We start from the raw sequence: 14,399 nt of genomic DNA on the forward strand, positions 1-14,399 counted from the left end.
TTGACGAAGTAATGACCCATTGGCCCTTTGTTGTTCAATTTCCAACCGCTTCTAAAGTCCCGTGCTGCTGACGAGCCGCGACATCCACGGCGACGAAAATCAGGCCCAGCACGATGATCGTATATCGGAGTGGAAAAAAGCGCAGTACTTTTCTGTTACTGGTTAGCGCTTTCCGGCTGGCCCGCCAGGAGTTCCGGAACCTGCGCAGGCGGGACAGGGCGGCTGAAGTAATAGCCCTGCGCACTGCGGCAGCCCAAACTGCGCAGTATCTCCGCCTGCTCCGCCGTCTCGACGCCTTCCCAGACCGCCTCCAGGCCGCAGGCGCGGACGAGTTGCAGGACAGCCGCCACCAGCGCCGGTTGGGTGGGATCGGTGCCGAGGCCGGTGATGAGGGAACGGTCCACCTTCACCCGGTCCACCGGGAGCCGCCGCAGATAGCTGATGGAGGAGTAACCGGTGCCGAAGTCGTCAATCTCGATCCCCACACCAAGGCCGCGCAGCCCGCCCAGCGAGTAGCGGTCCAGTTCGTTGCCCTTGACGATGGCCACTTCAGTCAGTTCCAGGACCACCTGTTCCGGCCGGACGAGGGTTTCTTTCAGGACATTGCGCACGTCCTCAATGAATTGAAGGCTTTGCAGGTCGGTGGCTGAAATATTGATCCTGACGGAAAAATGGCTGTCCACGAGGGCGGCGTCAATCCATTGCCTCAGCTGGTGCACAGCCGTACGAAGCACCCACAGTCCCAGCACGGAGATCAACCCGGCATCCTCGGCCAAGGGGATGAACTCATCGGGCATGATGAGCCCGCGGGTCGGGTGGTTCCAGCGGACCAGGGCCTCAACGCCTTCGATCCGGCCCGAGCTGAGTTCCACCACGGGCTGGTAATGCAGCGTCAGGCCGTCGCTCTTGATGGCAGCCCGAAGGTCCTCCACGAGCTGGCTGCGGAGCCTGCGGACCAGCAGGAGGCCGGGTTCGAAACGATGAAGCCTGTTCTGCCCCTCCGCCTTGGAGGCGTACATGGCGACGTCGGCCTCCATCAGCATGTCCTCGGGCGTCTGCCCGGCGCCGCCAGCACTTAGCCCGATACTTGCACCACAGCGGATGCTTCGCCCTGGCAGTTCAATCGGTTCGCTTAACGCGGCAAGGATACGGTGACCCACAATGGCTGCCTGGTCCGCGGAAACCGCCGGCATAACGATCGCGAACTCGTCCCCACCAAGTCGTGCCACAACGTCCGTCGCACGGACCGCGCCGCGGATCCGTTCCCCCACCGTGATCAGGACCTGGTCTCCGGCGGTATGGCCCAGGCTGTCATTGATTGATTTGAAGGCATCGAGGTCCATCAGCAGGATGACGGGCCCTTCGTGGGAATCGTCGTCGTCAATGGCAGCACGCAAAGCCTCGAGGAGCGCGGAGCGGTTTGCCAGGCCGGTCAGCGGGTCCTGCATCGCCATCTTCTGCATTTCCAGGTGGGCCTCATGCAGCAGTTGCGTGCGCACCTGCACGCGCTGTTCAAGTTCCTCGTAAATGATCTGAAGGTCCTCGGCCAGCAGGTTGGTGCCCATAATGATGGCGTCAAGCTCGTCGCGGGCCTCGGATACCTCGATACGGGAGCTGAGGTCTCCTGATGCCAGCCGGACTATGCCTTCCAGCAGCTGGGAGAGCCGGGGGTCGTTATCAGCAAACATCGGTCCTCCTTCCCCTGCTCAATTCGCCTGGCTGCGGTGGGCATCCAGCGGAAGGCTGACGGTGACCGTTGTCCCCGCACCAAGGGTGGAAGCCACATCGATGTGGCCGCCGTGGCGCGCCACGATGTCCTTGGTGATGGCCAGGCCCAGGCCGGTTCCCGGAATCGCCCCGGACATGGCGTTGGAGGCGCGGTAGAACCGGGTGAAGACGTGGTCGATTTCCTCGCTGGAGATGCCGATGCCGTTGTCCGCGACGCTGACGGTGGCCCACCGCCTCCCGTCTGCCGCGGCGTGGGACTCGCTGCCCACCTCGATCCGGCCGCCGCTGGGGGTGAACTTGATCGCGTTGGACACCAGATTCGTGAACACCTGCTGCAGCTGTACCTCATCGGCCAGGATCTCAGGATCTTCAGGGATCGGGTCCACCGCGATCGTCACGTTTTGCAGCTGGGCGAGGGGACGCAGTGCGCCGGCAACAAGGTCCAGTGTCTGCCCCAGGCGCACCGGGGTGAGATGCATCAGGTTGTCATCCAGGCCGTTGCGGGAAACGCTCAGCATGTCTTCGATCAGCATCCGGAGCCGCTCCGTGTTGCGCACCACGATGTCCAGCATCTGGTGGACCTCGGGCGAGACCGGCTGCTCAGTGCTCTCCTGGATCATGTCCAGGTACGCCATGATGGACGTCAACGGCGTCCTCAGCTCGTGGTTGACGGTGGCAAGGAAGTCCGTTTTGGCCTTGTCGAGCTGTTGAAGCTGCTTAACAACCTGCTGCTGGCTGCTGATGAGGTGGCTTTGGATGAGTCCATGGGCGGCGTTGCCCGCAACGTGCTGGATCAGCCCCAGCTCGGCACGGGACCACTGCCGGGGCTGGTCCAGCATAACGATCCAGATAATGCCCAGCGAGGAGCTTCCTTCACCCATCGGCACGGCCAGTAAGGACGCGGCCGGCGCAGCGCGAGGGGTATCTGAGGCTTCACCCGTCTTCGGATCCTCTTCGGAGCCGTCAAAGGAATGCGTTTCAGCAGCCTCCCAGAGCACATCCGCAGTGTGGCGGGCAGAGTCCTGGTCCGGAAGCGCTGCGGCGGGAAGCGTCTCCAGTCCCGGCCTGGTCCACGCAGCGGTAATCGGGGGAACCCGCTCGTCCTCAAAAGTGGTAAGCCGGACGTGGTCAGCCTTGAACGTGCGGCCGAATCCCTCCACTACGAGGGAGGCAATCTCCTGCGGATCATTGGTGCCGCGGACGGCAGCAGACACCAGCCGGAGCTGCTCCCGGAGACCTTCGGCTTCCTGCCGGGCCGCCGCCCGCCGGGACACTTGCCTGATGAGTGCAGTGGCACGGTGCACCAGTTCCTTGGGCGGCACAGGTTTAGCTATGCAGTCGTGGATGCCGGGAGGCTGCATGGCTGCGAGCTCGGCCGGGCTGTCCAGGTCCACCATCACCAGGACGGGAGCATCTGTTTCCACCCGGGACAGCAACGTATCAACCACGATGACCGACGGTTCGCTTGCGTCAAGCAGGGCAGCAAGCCCGCCCGCATCCCCTGCGGTGCGGACCTCGTAGCCGGCATCGCGCAGTGCTTGGGCGTTCACCGCCAGCCTGCCGTCGTCGGGGTCCGCCACTACAGCGGTGCGAGGCACAGTCGAGTCCCACGGCATGTCAGCCGTCACAATGCCCCCTTTGATCCCAGTTGAGTACATTGTAGGGCGATGAAGGCTGGATGAACCCTCAGAAGGCGTACATCCCGCAAGAGTGACGAAACACGGATAGCGGAGCGGGCGCCGCACCGCAAGCGGGCCGCGTGGCTAGGGCACCGTGGCGCACACCATATATTTGATCCGTGTCCTCCCCAGCGAAATCAGTCCGCTCTGCCTGGCAGAAGTACCTGATGATTCCCAAACTCGTCCGACTGTCCCGTTCCGCGCACAAGGACCGGCCCGTGGCGTGGGACAGGTATTGGGCAGGCATCAAGGTGACCGGCGCAGGGGGCGAAGTCCTCTGGGACTCTGGCAGGGACAACGAATTCCTGGGATACAGGGATGTGTTGGTGCGCCACCTGGACCCGAAACTTCCCGTGGTTGATGTGGGATGCGGGCATGGCAGCTTCTCGCGTGCCCTGGCCGGTGTCTTCCCTGAAGTGATAGGGGTGGACGTCTCCGCCCACGCTGTTGCCCGTGCCCGCACGGAATCCGGCGTGGACGGCACCAGCGCCGGACGCGTCCGTTACGAGGTGCGGGACATGACGGCGCCCGGTGCTGCGAGCGGGTTGGGGGACGAACGCGGCGCCAACGTCTTCATCCGCGGGGTGCTCCACGTGCTGAACCCTGACGACCAGGTGGCGCTGGTGGAAAACCTTCGGCTCCTCGCCGGCGCGCGCGGCACTGTATTCCTTGCCGAGACGAACTTCCAGGGCAACCCCGTGGACTACGTTTCGCACCTGGGCGCAACCACAAGGGGTATCCCGGCGCCCTTGGAGCGGGCCATCCGCGAACTGCCCATGCCTGGCCATTTCGGACCCGCTGAACGGGTCCGTGTCCTTCCCGAAGAGGCTTGGGAACTCCTGGAGGACGGCGCCGTGGCCATCGAAACGAACCCAATGACGGACGTGGCCGCACAGAGCCTGATCCCCGGGTATTACGCGGTGCTGCGCCCCCGGTCCTAGCAACCGCCGGCCGGAGGTGCGACCCTCCTCCGCCCCCGCCCCTTGCTCGGCCCCTTGACACGGAGGCGGAATGGGAGGCTACATAGTAAGTAGACTTACTAGTTATCTCCAGGGGAAAGGATAGCCGCCATGGCGCAGGACAAAGGCAAGGCCCGCGAGGCTGAAGCGGAGCGGGACGAAGAGGACCTGGGGGCTGGCCCGGATGACGGAAAGGTCCGCACCGGTCCGGAGTCATCCAAATCCCTGAAATATTCACAGGAGGTCACCTCAACGGACGACGAACCGGAGCGCGAGGGCCGGAGCCTGGTCACCACGCACCATGAAGCCATCAAGCAGTGGGCGGAGGAACGCGACGGCGTTCCGGCCACAGTAGAGGGTACCGAGCACGGTGACCACCTCGGTGTGCTGCGGATCGACTTTGGCGGCGAAAACGACAAGCTTCGCCACATCAGCTGGGAGGAATGGTTTGATACCTTCGACTCCCGCCAGCTGAACTTCATCTATCAGGAACAGCGCAGCGATGGCCAGCAATCCAACTTCTTCCGGCTGGAAAACCCCGGCCGGGAAGACGCCTAAGCCGCATCCGCCCAGCCGCACCCCGCAGGACCAGCACCGGGCAACCTCCGGCGCCGTCCCGCCGTCGGCAGGCGTAACCCAACAGGAACAATCATGCGCGAACTAATCCCTTCCGGTTCCCTCCGCGGGATGCTGCTGCCGCCAACGTACGGCCGGCACGTCACGGACAACACCGAATTCACTGTCCTGTCGGTCGAAATCTGGGCCACGGGCCTGGTGGTCAACATCCAGCTCGCCTCCGATGATGCACCGGAGCCCAACATCATCCTCCAGGACCATTTTGGAACCGAGTATTCGTTGCGCAGTTCAGCAACCCTCGGCTCCCGGAACCTGCAGGTTTTTGCCCCCTCGGTGCCGCCGGGAACCAGGAGCCTGACCGTCAGGTCGGCTGACGACGCCGAAGCCAGGCCTGTTGTCACCTTCGCCGTCCCGCTCATGGCCGTGCGGGAGGCTCGAGCCGATTCGCAAGACTCCGGTTACCCCTCCCGGCCGGAACTCCGCCGCCCCGCCTGATCATTCACAAGGAGCCACCATGCAGGACACCACAGGTTTCAGCCCCGCCACCGCCATCGTCACCGCGTCAGATTCCGGAATTGGCAAGGCCACGGCCGTGGCACTCGCCAAAGCGGGCATGGATGTGGGCGTGACCTGGCATTCGGACAAGGCGGGGGCTGAAGCGACCGCCGAAGAAATCCGCAGCCTGGGGCGGAAGGCTGTGGTCCGGCAGCTCGATACCACGGAGCTCCGGGCGGCCGGTGGGGTTATTGAGGAGCTGGCAGAGGAACTTGGCGGAGTGGACGTGTTCGTCAACAATGCCGGGACCGGGGACGGCACTAAATTCCTGGACCTCGACGTCGACACCTGGATGCAAACCCTGGACACCAACCTCAACGGAGCGTTCATCTGCCTGCAGGCTGCCGCCCGGCGCATGGTCCGGGCAGGCAGGGGAGGCAGGCTGATCGCGGTCACCAGTGTCCACGAGTTCCAGCCGAGGGTGGGATCGTCCGCCTATGACGCGTCCAAGCACGGCCTGGGCGGCCTGATGAAAACGCTGGCCCTGGAACTCGCCGAGCACGGCATAACGGCCAACAGTGTTGCCCCGGGTGAGATAGCCACGCCCATGACAGGCCAGGAGGACGAGGATCCAACGGCGAAGGACAGGCCCGGGGTTCCGCTGGGCAGGCCGGGGGACGCGCGGGAAGTGGCTGCCGTCATCGCCTTCCTCGCGTCGCCGGCCTCCAGCTATGTCACCGGAGCTTCCTGGGCGGTGGACGGCGGGATGCTGCAAATGGGACCCCAGGCCGGCTCCCACATCACCAGCCACGAATGGCGCGAGGGGTAGGCGCTTCCAGCTGGGCCTCCTGAAGGAAGGCGCTTGCCCGTGTTACGCCGCAGGCAAGCGCTTTCCGGTGCGGGGCTGGCATGATGGGTCCCATGCGTATTCTTATTGCTCCGGACAAGTTCAAGGGTTCCCTCACGGCTGCCGAAGCAGCTGCCGCCATTGCTGAGGGCGCGCTGCGCGTTTATCCGGATGCGGTAGCCACCCAGTTCCCCATCGCCGACGGCGGCGAGGGCACCCTGGAAGCCGCCGTGGCCGCCGGCTACGAGGAGCGGATCAACGCGGTGGTCGGCCCCATCCTCGCGCCTGTCGGCGCTGCCTGGGCCATCCGGAAGGACGACGGCGGCAAAGTCACCGCGGTCATTGAAACGGCCCAGGCTTCCGGCCTGGCGGACATGGAGCCCACTCCGGGGAACGCGCTCCGGGCCCACAGCTACGGCTGCGGCCAGCTGATCGCAGCAGCGCTGGACGCCGGTGCCACCGAAATCGTGCTGGGGCTCGGCGGATCGGCAATGACCGACGGCGGCAGCGGCGCCCTGCGCGCCCTGGGCCTGAAACCGCTGGACTCAGCCGGAAACGTGGTCCCGCTGGGCGGTGGCTCACTCGCCGACATCGTGGCGCTGGACTCCTCCAAGCTGGACCCCCGGCTGGCCGTTAGCAAGTTCCGCATCGCCGTCGACGTGCGTAATCCCCTTTACGGAACGCTGGGGGCCGCGCACGTTTTCTCCCCCCAAAAGGGGGCGGACGAAGACTCCGTGGAACTGCTCGACGCCGGATTGCGCAACTGGGCGTCCTTGCTCCGCGAGGCCACGGGCCGGGACGTCAATATCGAGGGGGCCGGCGCTGCCGGCGGCTTCCCGGCGTCGTTCCTTGCCTTTACCGACGCCGCGCTGGAAGGCGGCTTCGCGCTTGTAGCGGGACTGACCGGCCTGGCGGACCAGCTGTCCGGAGCCGACCTGGTGATCACTGGCGAAGGCTCCATGGACGTCCAGTCGCTGACCGGCAAAGCCCCGATTGCGCTTGCGGACGCGGCCCGGGAGCGGGGTATCCCGGTCATCGTGGTGGCCGGCAGGATCCTGGTGACTCCCGAAGACCTCGCCGGGCACGGAGTGGTGGCTGCGGCGCAGCTGCTGGACGTCGCGTCAGGCCCGGAGGACGCAGTGGCCAACGCCGCCAAGTACCTGGCCTGGGCAACAAGCCAGGTACTTGAAGGTGCGTAGCCGGGTGTAACGCCGGCGGCGCCCGAACCTAGACGATGGTCTTGTTGCCCCGGCGGCGATTCCAGATGAAGATCACGATCAGCGTCAGCAGGATGATCCCGCCGATCACCCAGGGAGTGTTGTCGGTGCGGGTCGACTCATTCTGGGCCGACTCACCCGTTCCGGGGTTGGCCGGGCCCGTGGAAGCGGTGTCCCCGGGAGAAGGCGTGGGAGATGCGGCGGAAAGTGCAACGGTGGTTCCCGCCCGCTCCGCGGCAGGGGAGGCGTGCGCGGCACCGAGCGAAAGTGCCGGTGCTGCAAGCAGCAGCAGGGCCACCAAGGCAGTTCTCAAAAGTGCTTTCATAAGGTTCTCCTGTCGTTGACCGCGGCTGGTTGTCCGGCCGCGTGGCTGGGTAAATGGACAAATGGTTGCAGACGAAAGCGCGGGAGGCGCGGCTGTTCCCGCAGGGCGGCGCCGTGCTGCCCGGAGGCGGGTTGGTCCCTACCTTGCCGCTTCAGCCCGCTTATTCAAGTGGATTGGGACGTAGACCAGCAGGACCACCATCACGGCCAGCAGCGCTCCGCCGGCGGTGATGCCGGCCGAGCGTCCCGCGGTTACGTCAAAGACCAGGGCGGCAGTGCCGGCGCTCAGCAGCGCGATTCCGGCGAGGGTGATCTTGGCGATGGTGTCACCACTGGCAACCAGGGTTTCCTTGAGCCGCTTCCGGAAGAGCCGCCGGTGAACGCTCACCGGCAGGAGGATGAGTGCGGTGGTCAGCGCGGCGATCACCACGTTTGTCAGGTAGAGGACAATCTGGAAGTCATCCAGGTCTTCAAACCGCTCCTGGAAGGGCAGCGTCAGCAGGAAGCCGGCGAGGATCTGGACGCCCATCTGGAGCACCCGCATCTCCTGCAGCAGTTCCGCCCAGTTGCGGTCCAGTTGCTCCTCGCGTGTCTCATTCCTGCCGGTCCGGCCGGTGTAATCCTCCACATCCGACATTGCCTCTCCTTCCTGCGCCACCAGACCCTGGCTACCTTTCTACTCCCGAGGTACCCAGAAAAAGGACAACGTTGCGCCGCGGCCCATATTTGATAAGTTTACTGATTATTCGCACGGAACGGTGGACTTTGCTCCTCCGGCCGGGATAGCTTCGAAGGGCCGGTGCACGGCTGGGCCCTCGGAAACCGACAGAAGTAGGCGGACTATGAGCGACACTGAAAAGCAGACAGACCAGCCAAAAGATCCCCGGGGCGGCTACCATGACGGCCCGTTTCCCGAGCAGGAGCAGAAGCAGCCTGGCCTGACGGCTCCGATGGAGCCCAAGCCGGACCACGGGGAACTCAGCTACGAAGGGCACGGAAAGCTGCAGGGCAAGGCAGCACTCATCACCGGTGGGGATTCGGGCATCGGCAAGGCCGCTGCCATTGCATTCGCACGGGAGGGCGCCGACGTTGCCATCTCCTACCTTCCGGAAGAGGAGGAGGACGCCCAGGACACTGCGGACTGGATCCGTAAGGCGGGCCAGCGGGTGCTCCTCTTTGCCGGTGATGGCCGCGAAGAGGAGTTCAGCACCCGGATCGCCAACGAAACGGCGACGGAGTTCGGGCGCCTCGACGTGGTGGTCCTGAACGCGGCCTACCAGAAGAACCGCGAAAGCCTGGAGTCCCTGCCCACGGAGGAATTCGACCGGGTGTTCAAGACGAACCTCTACTCGCTGCTGTGGACAGCGCGGGCGGCGGTGCCCCACTTGAAGCCCGGTGCCTCGATCATCACCACGGCTTCCATCCAGGCCTTCAACCCCTCGCCCGGCCTCATCGACTACGCCATGACCAAGGCGGCCCAGGTGGCGTTCACCAAAGCGCTTGCCCAGGAGCTTGGCCCCAAGGGCATCCGGGTTAACGCCGTCGCTCCCGGACCGATCTGGACGCCGCTGATTCCCGCCACTGAATGGCCGGAGAAGCTCCCCAAGTTCGGCCAGGACACCCCGCTGGAACGGGCGGGCCAGCCGGCCGAGCTTGCCGCGGCCTACGTCCTGCTGGCTTCGGAGGACGGGTCCTACATCTCAGGGGCCGTACTGCCGGTGACCGGCGGCAAGGGCCTCTGAGCAGCGCCCCCAGTTCAGCTTCATCCAACGCACAACAGGAGGAACCATGACGCAGGAAAACCAGCACGCCCAACCGGAAACGGACCCGGGCGGTTACGGCACTCCCACCGCTGAGCAGGAACTGGGCGGCGTCCAGGGCTCTGCCGACGCCTCGGGGACCGGTGGTGCCGGTGAACCAGGCAGCGTAGGGACGAACGAGCCGCAGTCCGGCACCGGTGAGGATCCTGTACCCCGCGACGTGGACCTTCCCTCGGGCGAAGCTGAACTGGACGAAGGTAACGACGACTCCCAGGGGTCTGCCCCGGTATCCTCGGAGCCCGGGCAGGAGGCCGCCGGCATTCCGGACGGCAGCGGCAACGACCTGCCCGAAGAGAAATCCCCAAATGACGACGGCGGCGAGAGCTTCGACGCCGGGTGACCTGTTGGGTGCCGCATCCTAAGGGGCGTGCACCTGCAGCTGAAGGCCTTCGTCCCTGCCTCCCTGGGTGGCAGGGACGGAGGCCTTCGCCGTCTCTGGGCATACATTGCGGTGATGTGGGTACAGAACACAGCGAACCCGACTATCGAGGCCGAGGCAGGCGCCAGGAGGAAAGGCTGTGAGCAGGAGATCATCAGAACAGTGGGCACGGCGTGTTGAGATGCCGGACAGCGTGGCAGTGGACGTGCTGGTTCCCACGTGCAACCGGCCGGCAGAACTGGCCGTGACCCTGGCGGGCCTGGCAGGGCAGGCTGACCCTGCGTTCCGGGTGGTGGTCAGCGACCAGTCCACTGACGGCCCGGGCTGGGAACATCCAGCGGCCGCGGCCATGGTGCGGGTCCTCGAAGCCCAGGGCCGCCCTGTCACGCTGCTCCGCCACCTGCCACGGCGCGGGCTGGCGGAACACCGCCAGTTCCTGCTGGAGCAGTCGACGGCGGAGAAGTGCCTCTTCCTCGATGACGATATCTGGCTCGAACCGGGTGCCCTTGAGCGGCTCACCCAGGCACTGGACGAGTTGGACTGCGGCTTTGTGGGGATGGCTCCGCAGGGCTTGTCCTACCTTGATGACAGGCGGCCGGAGCAAACGGCCGGCTTTGAAGCATGGGACGGGCCGGTGACGGCGGAACGCATCCGGCCCGGTGCCCCTGGATTTGAGCGCTGGCCGCTGCACAACGCCGCCAACCTCAGCCATCTCAGCGCTGACCTCTCCCTGGCCCCGGGGGAATGGGTGCCCTACCGCGTGGCCTGGCTTGGGGGATGCGTGCTCTACCGGCGGGAAGCGCTGAACACCGCAGGCGGCTTTGCCTTCTGGACCAGCCTTCCCATGAACCACGCGGGCGAGGACGTCGTGGCCCAATGGCAGGTCATGGAAAGGTACGGGGCCGCCGGCATCCTACCCTCCGGAGCCGTCCACCTGGAGTCCCCCACCACGGTGACGGACCGCACGGTGGAGGCCTACGACGTCGTGCTCAGCGCAAAGTCGCAGGCGTAAGCAGGGGACGCCGCAGCCGCAGGCGAGGCAGCTCCATCCGCTGCCCCTCCCGCCGGCGGGGCGGCGGACGTATTCTTTAAAAATCGAGGTTTTGCAGTAGGCCGACGCGCTCAACAAAGGCGTGGGAACATGGCCGCTGAACCTGCTGGGCCGGTTGGCTGGGGACCGCTTCCATTGCCCCCGGAACCGGTTTTCGACAGCAAAGATGTCGAAACGTACCTCTGGGACGTCACCCATGACTTCATGGCGGACATTAAGGGCGAACACCGCGGTATCGGCTGGGCAGCCACCCTCTTCCGCCTGGGCAAGGGGCACACCATCGCTGCCAGCGCCGATCAGGCACGCGAGGCGGACCGGGAACAGTGTTCCTTCGCCGACGGACCAGTCATCGAGGCATTGCGAAGCGGCGAATTCGTGCTGCTTTCCGACGTCAGCCGGGACCGGCGCTGGCCCGGGTACGCCAGCGCGGCCGCAAGCCACGGCGTTCAGTCGCTCCTGTCGGTGCCCATCGTTGCCGAGGGCGGGACGAGCGCCGCCATCAACCTTTACGCCTCCTCGCCCCACGCCTTCACCAGCGATGACCTTCTCCGGATCCGGAGCTACGTCCAGCAGGTTGCCCGCGCACTGCGGGTAGTAGTGCGGGTGGCGGAGCGCGCCGAAGCAACGGCGGGCCTCGCCGTCGCCCAAAGCTCTCTGGTCCTGGTGGATTTGGCGGTGCGCAGCCTCATGGACGAGTACGGCCTCTCCCGCGAGGGTGCCCTGAGGTTCCTGCAAAGGGAGGCATCGCACCACGAGCTGGGTTTGCGCGACGCAGCCCTGACCATAGTTGCGCCGGTCCCCGGCAGGGATCCTTCCGGGCCGCGCCGGGAGCCGTTCGAGGATGTTGAGGATTTCCGCCTGGTGGCGCCGGCGGAGCTGGACCAGCCGCTTGGGGCAGTTGCTGCCCCCGAAGCGGATCCTTCCCCCAAGGCGAGAGGACGGCGGTCATGACCATCGACCAGCAGGAAACATGGCCAGGACGACCATTGGGAGCACGGCACCCGTGGCACCGCTTCATAGCCCTTGGCGACTCCTACACGGAAGGGGTGGGTGACCCCGAGCCCCGCAGCATCGGCGGGCTCCGTGGCTGGGCGGACCGGGCGGCAGAGGAACTCAGCGCCGGCCAGCACGACTTCGCCTACGCGAACCTCGCCGTGCGCGGACTGGTGCTGCAGGAGATCCTGGACGGGCAGCTGGAGCCGGCCTTGGCCCTCAAGCCGGACCTGATCGGAATGTCCGGCGGCGGAAACGACGTTGTCTTCCACCGGGGCGACCCCGACAAGCTGGCCGAGAAGATGGACCAGGCGGTGGGCCTGCTGGCCGAAACCGGCGCCACGGTCCTGCTTTTCGCCGGACCGGACTGGGGAAGCACGCCCGTGTTTAACCAGATCCGGGGAAGGCTGGCCATCTACAACGAACACCTCCACACGATCGGACTGCGCCACCATGCCGTGATGGTGGACCTGTGGTGCCTGCCGGCGCTGCACGACGCCCGGATGTGGGACCAGGACCGGCTTCACCTTTCACCGCTGGGCCACCAGGCCGTGGCCATTGCCACCCTGGACGCGCTGGGAGTACCGCATACGCTCAAGGCCCTGCAGCCGCGGCCGGTTCCATCCCACGGCTGGACGCAGGCAAGGGCGGAAGACCTCATCTGGGCAAGGCAATACCTGTTTCCGTGGGTCCTCCAGCGGCTCTGGCGTCGGCCGGAGTCCCTGGCGGCGAAGCGGCCGCAACCGGGACCCGTCTTCGGCCTTGGCCTCCCTGGTCCCTTCCCTCCTGGCCACCCGGCCAGTACAGCACCGGCGGGGCCGCCGGAGGATATTGCGCAGGCGGCAGGAAGTTTCGGGCCGTTGCGTCCGCCAGTACCGGAGGACGGGGATAGGCCTGAAGACGAGGACGAAGCGGGCGAAGTGGCCTAGCGGATGCGGCGCTAGCGTTTCTTAGGCGTGCGCTTCGCTGCTGCGTTCATCGCTGCCTTGGCGGCAGGCGGCAGCCCAACCTGCTCGGTCTCGGGCTCCGCTACCGTGCCCCTGGCCTTCGCGATGGCCTTCATGCCGTGGTAAATGACCAGGGCGGCGGCTGAACCGAGGGCGATGCCCGTGAACTTCAGGTCGCCGATAGTCCAGGTGTAATCCGCGATGCCGATGATCAGGGCAACGGCGGCAGTAGTCAGATTCACGGGGTTGGAGAAGTTCACCTTGTTCTGTACCCAAATCTTCACGCCCAGGATACCGATCATGCCGTACAGCATGGTGGCGGCACCGCCCAGTACCCCCGGCGGAACGGTCGCGATGAGCTCGCCGAATTTGGGGGAGAAGCTCAACAGGATGGCGAAGACGCCTGCCACCCAGTAGGCCGCCGTCGAATAAACCTTGGTGGCGGCCATAACGCCGATGTTCTCCGCATAGGTGGTGGTGCCGGAACCGCCGCCGAAGCCGGCCAGGACGGTGGCGGCGCCGTCAGCCATCAACGCACGGCCGGAGACGCCGTCGAGGTTCTGGCCCGTCATTGCGGCCACCGACTTCACGTGGCCGATGTTCTCGGCCACCAGCACCAGCACCACGGGAACAAACAGGCCCAGGACGCCCACATGGAACTCGGGGGTCTGGAACTGCGGCAGGCCCACCCAGGCGGCGGCCTCCATTTTTTCGTAGCTCACCTCGCCCCGGAGCATTGCCACGAGGTAGCCCACCACCACGCCCACCAGGATGCTCAGCCGGCCCAGGATGCCGCGGAACAGGACGCTGACCAGGATGATGGTGGCCAGCGTGATCACCGCGGTGACGGGGGCGGCGTCGAAATTGTTTTTCGCGGCAGGGGCAAGGTTGAGGCCGATCAGAGCCACGATGGCGCCGGTGACAATGGGCGGCATCAGGCGGTTGATCCATCCCGCGCCGAACTTCTGCACAATGGCGCCCACCACGGCCAGGACGGCACCGGCCAGGACCACCCCGCCCAGGGCGCCCGGGACGCCGAACTGCTGCTGCGACGCCATGATGGGGGCGATAAACGCGAAGCTGGAGCCGAGGTAGCTGGGCACGCGGCCCTTGGTGATCACCAGGAACAACAACGTGCCGATGCCCGAGAAAAACAGGGTGGTGGCCGGGGGCATGCCGGTGATGATGGGTACCAGGAAGGTGGCCCCGAACATCGCCACCACGTGCTGCATGCCCACGCCGATGGTCAGCGGCCAGGCCAGCCGCTCATCCGGGGCCACCACGTGGCCCGGCTTGATGGACTTCCCGGTGCCGTGCAGCTTCCACTTGATTCCGAGCATGCTCATGAGGGGGCCTTTCAAAGGGGGTGCCGGGGCGAGGATCG

General features: G+C 65.8%; 15 protein-coding genes. 10 read left to right on the forward strand and 5 right to left on the reverse strand.

Annotated features, from left to right (window positions below):
• Window positions 1-155: 155 nt before the first annotated feature.
• Together M1D93_RS01870 and M1D93_RS01875 are read right to left on the reverse strand one after the other, a co-directional pair.
• On the reverse strand, window positions 156-1,688 hold the full coding sequence (locus M1D93_RS01870) for a putative bifunctional diguanylate cyclase/phosphodiesterase (protein WP_461173516.1): 1,533 nt from the start codon (window positions 1,686-1,688) through the stop codon (window positions 156-158).
• A gap of 18 nt (window positions 1,689-1,706) precedes the next feature.
• Window positions 1,707-3,344 (reverse strand): sensor histidine kinase, encoded by a 1,638-nt coding sequence (locus tag M1D93_RS01875; RefSeq protein WP_461175088.1) that lies wholly within the window; start codon window positions 3,342-3,344, stop codon window positions 1,707-1,709.
• A gap of 230 nt (window positions 3,345-3,574) precedes the next feature.
• On the opposite strand from M1D93_RS01875, the gene M1D93_RS01880 reads away from it, so the two are divergent.
• The 5 genes from M1D93_RS01880 to M1D93_RS01900 all read left to right on the forward strand — a co-directional run bounded on the left by M1D93_RS01880 (window position 3,575) and on the right by M1D93_RS01900 (window position 7,483).
• Window positions 3,575-4,348, forward strand: coding sequence for a class I SAM-dependent methyltransferase (locus M1D93_RS01880; RefSeq protein ID WP_461175089.1), 774 nt, complete (start codon window positions 3,575-3,577; stop codon window positions 4,346-4,348).
• Window positions 4,349-4,477: 129 nt separating this feature from the next.
• Window positions 4,478-4,924: a Rho termination factor N-terminal domain-containing protein gene (locus tag M1D93_RS01885; RefSeq protein ID WP_461173517.1), complete on the forward strand. Its 447-nt coding sequence runs from the start codon at window positions 4,478-4,480 to the stop codon at window positions 4,922-4,924.
• Window positions 4,925-5,017: 93 nt separating this feature from the next.
• On the forward strand, window positions 5,018-5,437 hold the full coding sequence (locus tag M1D93_RS01890) for a hypothetical protein (protein ID WP_461173518.1): 420 nt from the start codon (window positions 5,018-5,020) through the stop codon (window positions 5,435-5,437).
• A 19-nt stretch (window positions 5,438-5,456) separates the two neighbouring features.
• Window positions 5,457-6,266: an SDR family oxidoreductase gene (locus M1D93_RS01895; RefSeq protein ID WP_461173519.1), complete on the forward strand. Its 810-nt coding sequence runs from the start codon at window positions 5,457-5,459 to the stop codon at window positions 6,264-6,266.
• A 92-nt stretch (window positions 6,267-6,358) separates the two neighbouring features.
• Entirely contained in the window at window positions 6,359-7,483 is a 1,125-nt protein-coding gene (locus M1D93_RS01900; RefSeq protein WP_461173520.1) for a glycerate kinase, read from the forward strand.
• 28 nt (window positions 7,484-7,511) lie between these two features.
• Here M1D93_RS01900 and M1D93_RS01905 read toward each other — a convergent pair whose 3' ends face one another.
• Both M1D93_RS01905 and M1D93_RS01910 read right to left on the reverse strand, forming a co-directional pair.
• Window positions 7,512-7,826, reverse strand: a complete 315-nt coding sequence (locus tag M1D93_RS01905; RefSeq protein ID WP_461173521.1) for a LuxR family transcriptional regulator — start codon at window positions 7,824-7,826, stop codon at window positions 7,512-7,514.
• Between the two features lie 138 nt (window positions 7,827-7,964).
• Window positions 7,965-8,462, reverse strand: a complete 498-nt coding sequence (locus M1D93_RS01910; protein WP_461173522.1) for a DUF6328 family protein — start codon at window positions 8,460-8,462, stop codon at window positions 7,965-7,967.
• Between the two features lie 205 nt (window positions 8,463-8,667).
• On the opposite strand from M1D93_RS01910, the gene M1D93_RS01915 reads away from it, so the two are divergent.
• The 5 genes from M1D93_RS01915 (at window position 8,668) to M1D93_RS01935 (ending at window position 12,997) form a co-directional block, all read left to right on the forward strand.
• Window positions 8,668-9,567, forward strand: a complete 900-nt coding sequence (locus M1D93_RS01915; protein WP_461173523.1) for an SDR family oxidoreductase — start codon at window positions 8,668-8,670, stop codon at window positions 9,565-9,567.
• A gap of 46 nt (window positions 9,568-9,613) precedes the next feature.
• Complete coding sequence (locus M1D93_RS01920; RefSeq protein ID WP_461173524.1) at window positions 9,614-9,985, forward strand: hypothetical protein; 372 nt, start codon at window positions 9,614-9,616, stop codon at window positions 9,983-9,985.
• 178 nt (window positions 9,986-10,163) lie between these two features.
• Window positions 10,164-11,036, forward strand: a complete 873-nt coding sequence (locus tag M1D93_RS01925) for a glycosyltransferase family 2 protein (RefSeq protein WP_461173525.1) — start codon at window positions 10,164-10,166, stop codon at window positions 11,034-11,036.
• 129 nt (window positions 11,037-11,165) lie between these two features.
• Entirely contained in the window at window positions 11,166-12,026 is an 861-nt protein-coding gene (locus tag M1D93_RS01930; RefSeq protein ID WP_461173526.1) for a GAF domain-containing protein, read from the forward strand.
• The gene (locus M1D93_RS01935) at window positions 12,023-12,997 is read left to right on the forward strand and encodes an SGNH/GDSL hydrolase family protein (protein ID WP_461173527.1); all 975 of its coding nucleotides are present in this window, start codon (window positions 12,023-12,025) and stop codon (window positions 12,995-12,997) included. Before M1D93_RS01930 ends, M1D93_RS01935 begins: the two co-directional genes overlap by 4 nt.
• Before the next feature lie 11 nt (window positions 12,998-13,008).
• Here the strand turns inward: M1D93_RS01935 and M1D93_RS01940 are convergent, their stop codons facing one another.
• Complete coding sequence (locus M1D93_RS01940; protein WP_461173528.1) at window positions 13,009-14,361, reverse strand: uracil-xanthine permease family protein; 1,353 nt, start codon at window positions 14,359-14,361, stop codon at window positions 13,009-13,011.
• Window positions 14,362-14,399 lie beyond the last annotated feature (38 nt).

The organism is Arthrobacter sp. Z1-9 (assembly GCF_054792695.1).

What these genes read in the sequence shown, in the direction of transcription:
- M1D93_RS01870 (WP_461173516.1), bottom strand. Translation starts at nt 1,688, where the DNA reads ATGTTTGCTGATAACGACCCCCGGCTCTCCCAGCTGCTGGAAGGCATA.
- M1D93_RS01875 (WP_461175088.1), bottom strand. Translation starts at nt 3,344, where the DNA reads ATGCCGTGGGACTCGACTGTGCCTCGCACCGCTGTAGTGGCGGACCCC.
- M1D93_RS01880 (WP_461175089.1), top strand. Translation starts at nt 3,575, where the DNA reads ATGATTCCCAAACTCGTCCGACTGTCCCGTTCCGCGCACAAGGACCGG.
- M1D93_RS01885 (WP_461173517.1), top strand. Translation starts at nt 4,478, where the DNA reads ATGGCGCAGGACAAAGGCAAGGCCCGCGAGGCTGAAGCGGAGCGGGAC.
- M1D93_RS01890 (WP_461173518.1), top strand. Translation starts at nt 5,018, where the DNA reads ATGCGCGAACTAATCCCTTCCGGTTCCCTCCGCGGGATGCTGCTGCCG.
- M1D93_RS01895 (WP_461173519.1), top strand. Translation starts at nt 5,457, where the DNA reads ATGCAGGACACCACAGGTTTCAGCCCCGCCACCGCCATCGTCACCGCG.
- M1D93_RS01900 (WP_461173520.1), top strand. Translation starts at nt 6,359, where the DNA reads ATGCGTATTCTTATTGCTCCGGACAAGTTCAAGGGTTCCCTCACGGCT.
- M1D93_RS01905 (WP_461173521.1), bottom strand. Translation starts at nt 7,826, where the DNA reads ATGAAAGCACTTTTGAGAACTGCCTTGGTGGCCCTGCTGCTGCTTGCA.
- M1D93_RS01910 (WP_461173522.1), bottom strand. Translation starts at nt 8,462, where the DNA reads ATGTCGGATGTGGAGGATTACACCGGCCGGACCGGCAGGAATGAGACA.
- M1D93_RS01915 (WP_461173523.1), top strand. Translation starts at nt 8,668, where the DNA reads ATGAGCGACACTGAAAAGCAGACAGACCAGCCAAAAGATCCCCGGGGC.
- M1D93_RS01920 (WP_461173524.1), top strand. Translation starts at nt 9,614, where the DNA reads ATGACGCAGGAAAACCAGCACGCCCAACCGGAAACGGACCCGGGCGGT.
- M1D93_RS01930 (WP_461173526.1), top strand. Translation starts at nt 11,166, where the DNA reads ATGGCCGCTGAACCTGCTGGGCCGGTTGGCTGGGGACCGCTTCCATTG.
- M1D93_RS01935 (WP_461173527.1), top strand. Translation starts at nt 12,023, where the DNA reads ATGACCATCGACCAGCAGGAAACATGGCCAGGACGACCATTGGGAGCA.
- M1D93_RS01940 (WP_461173528.1), bottom strand. Translation starts at nt 14,361, where the DNA reads ATGAGCATGCTCGGAATCAAGTGGAAGCTGCACGGCACCGGGAAGTCC.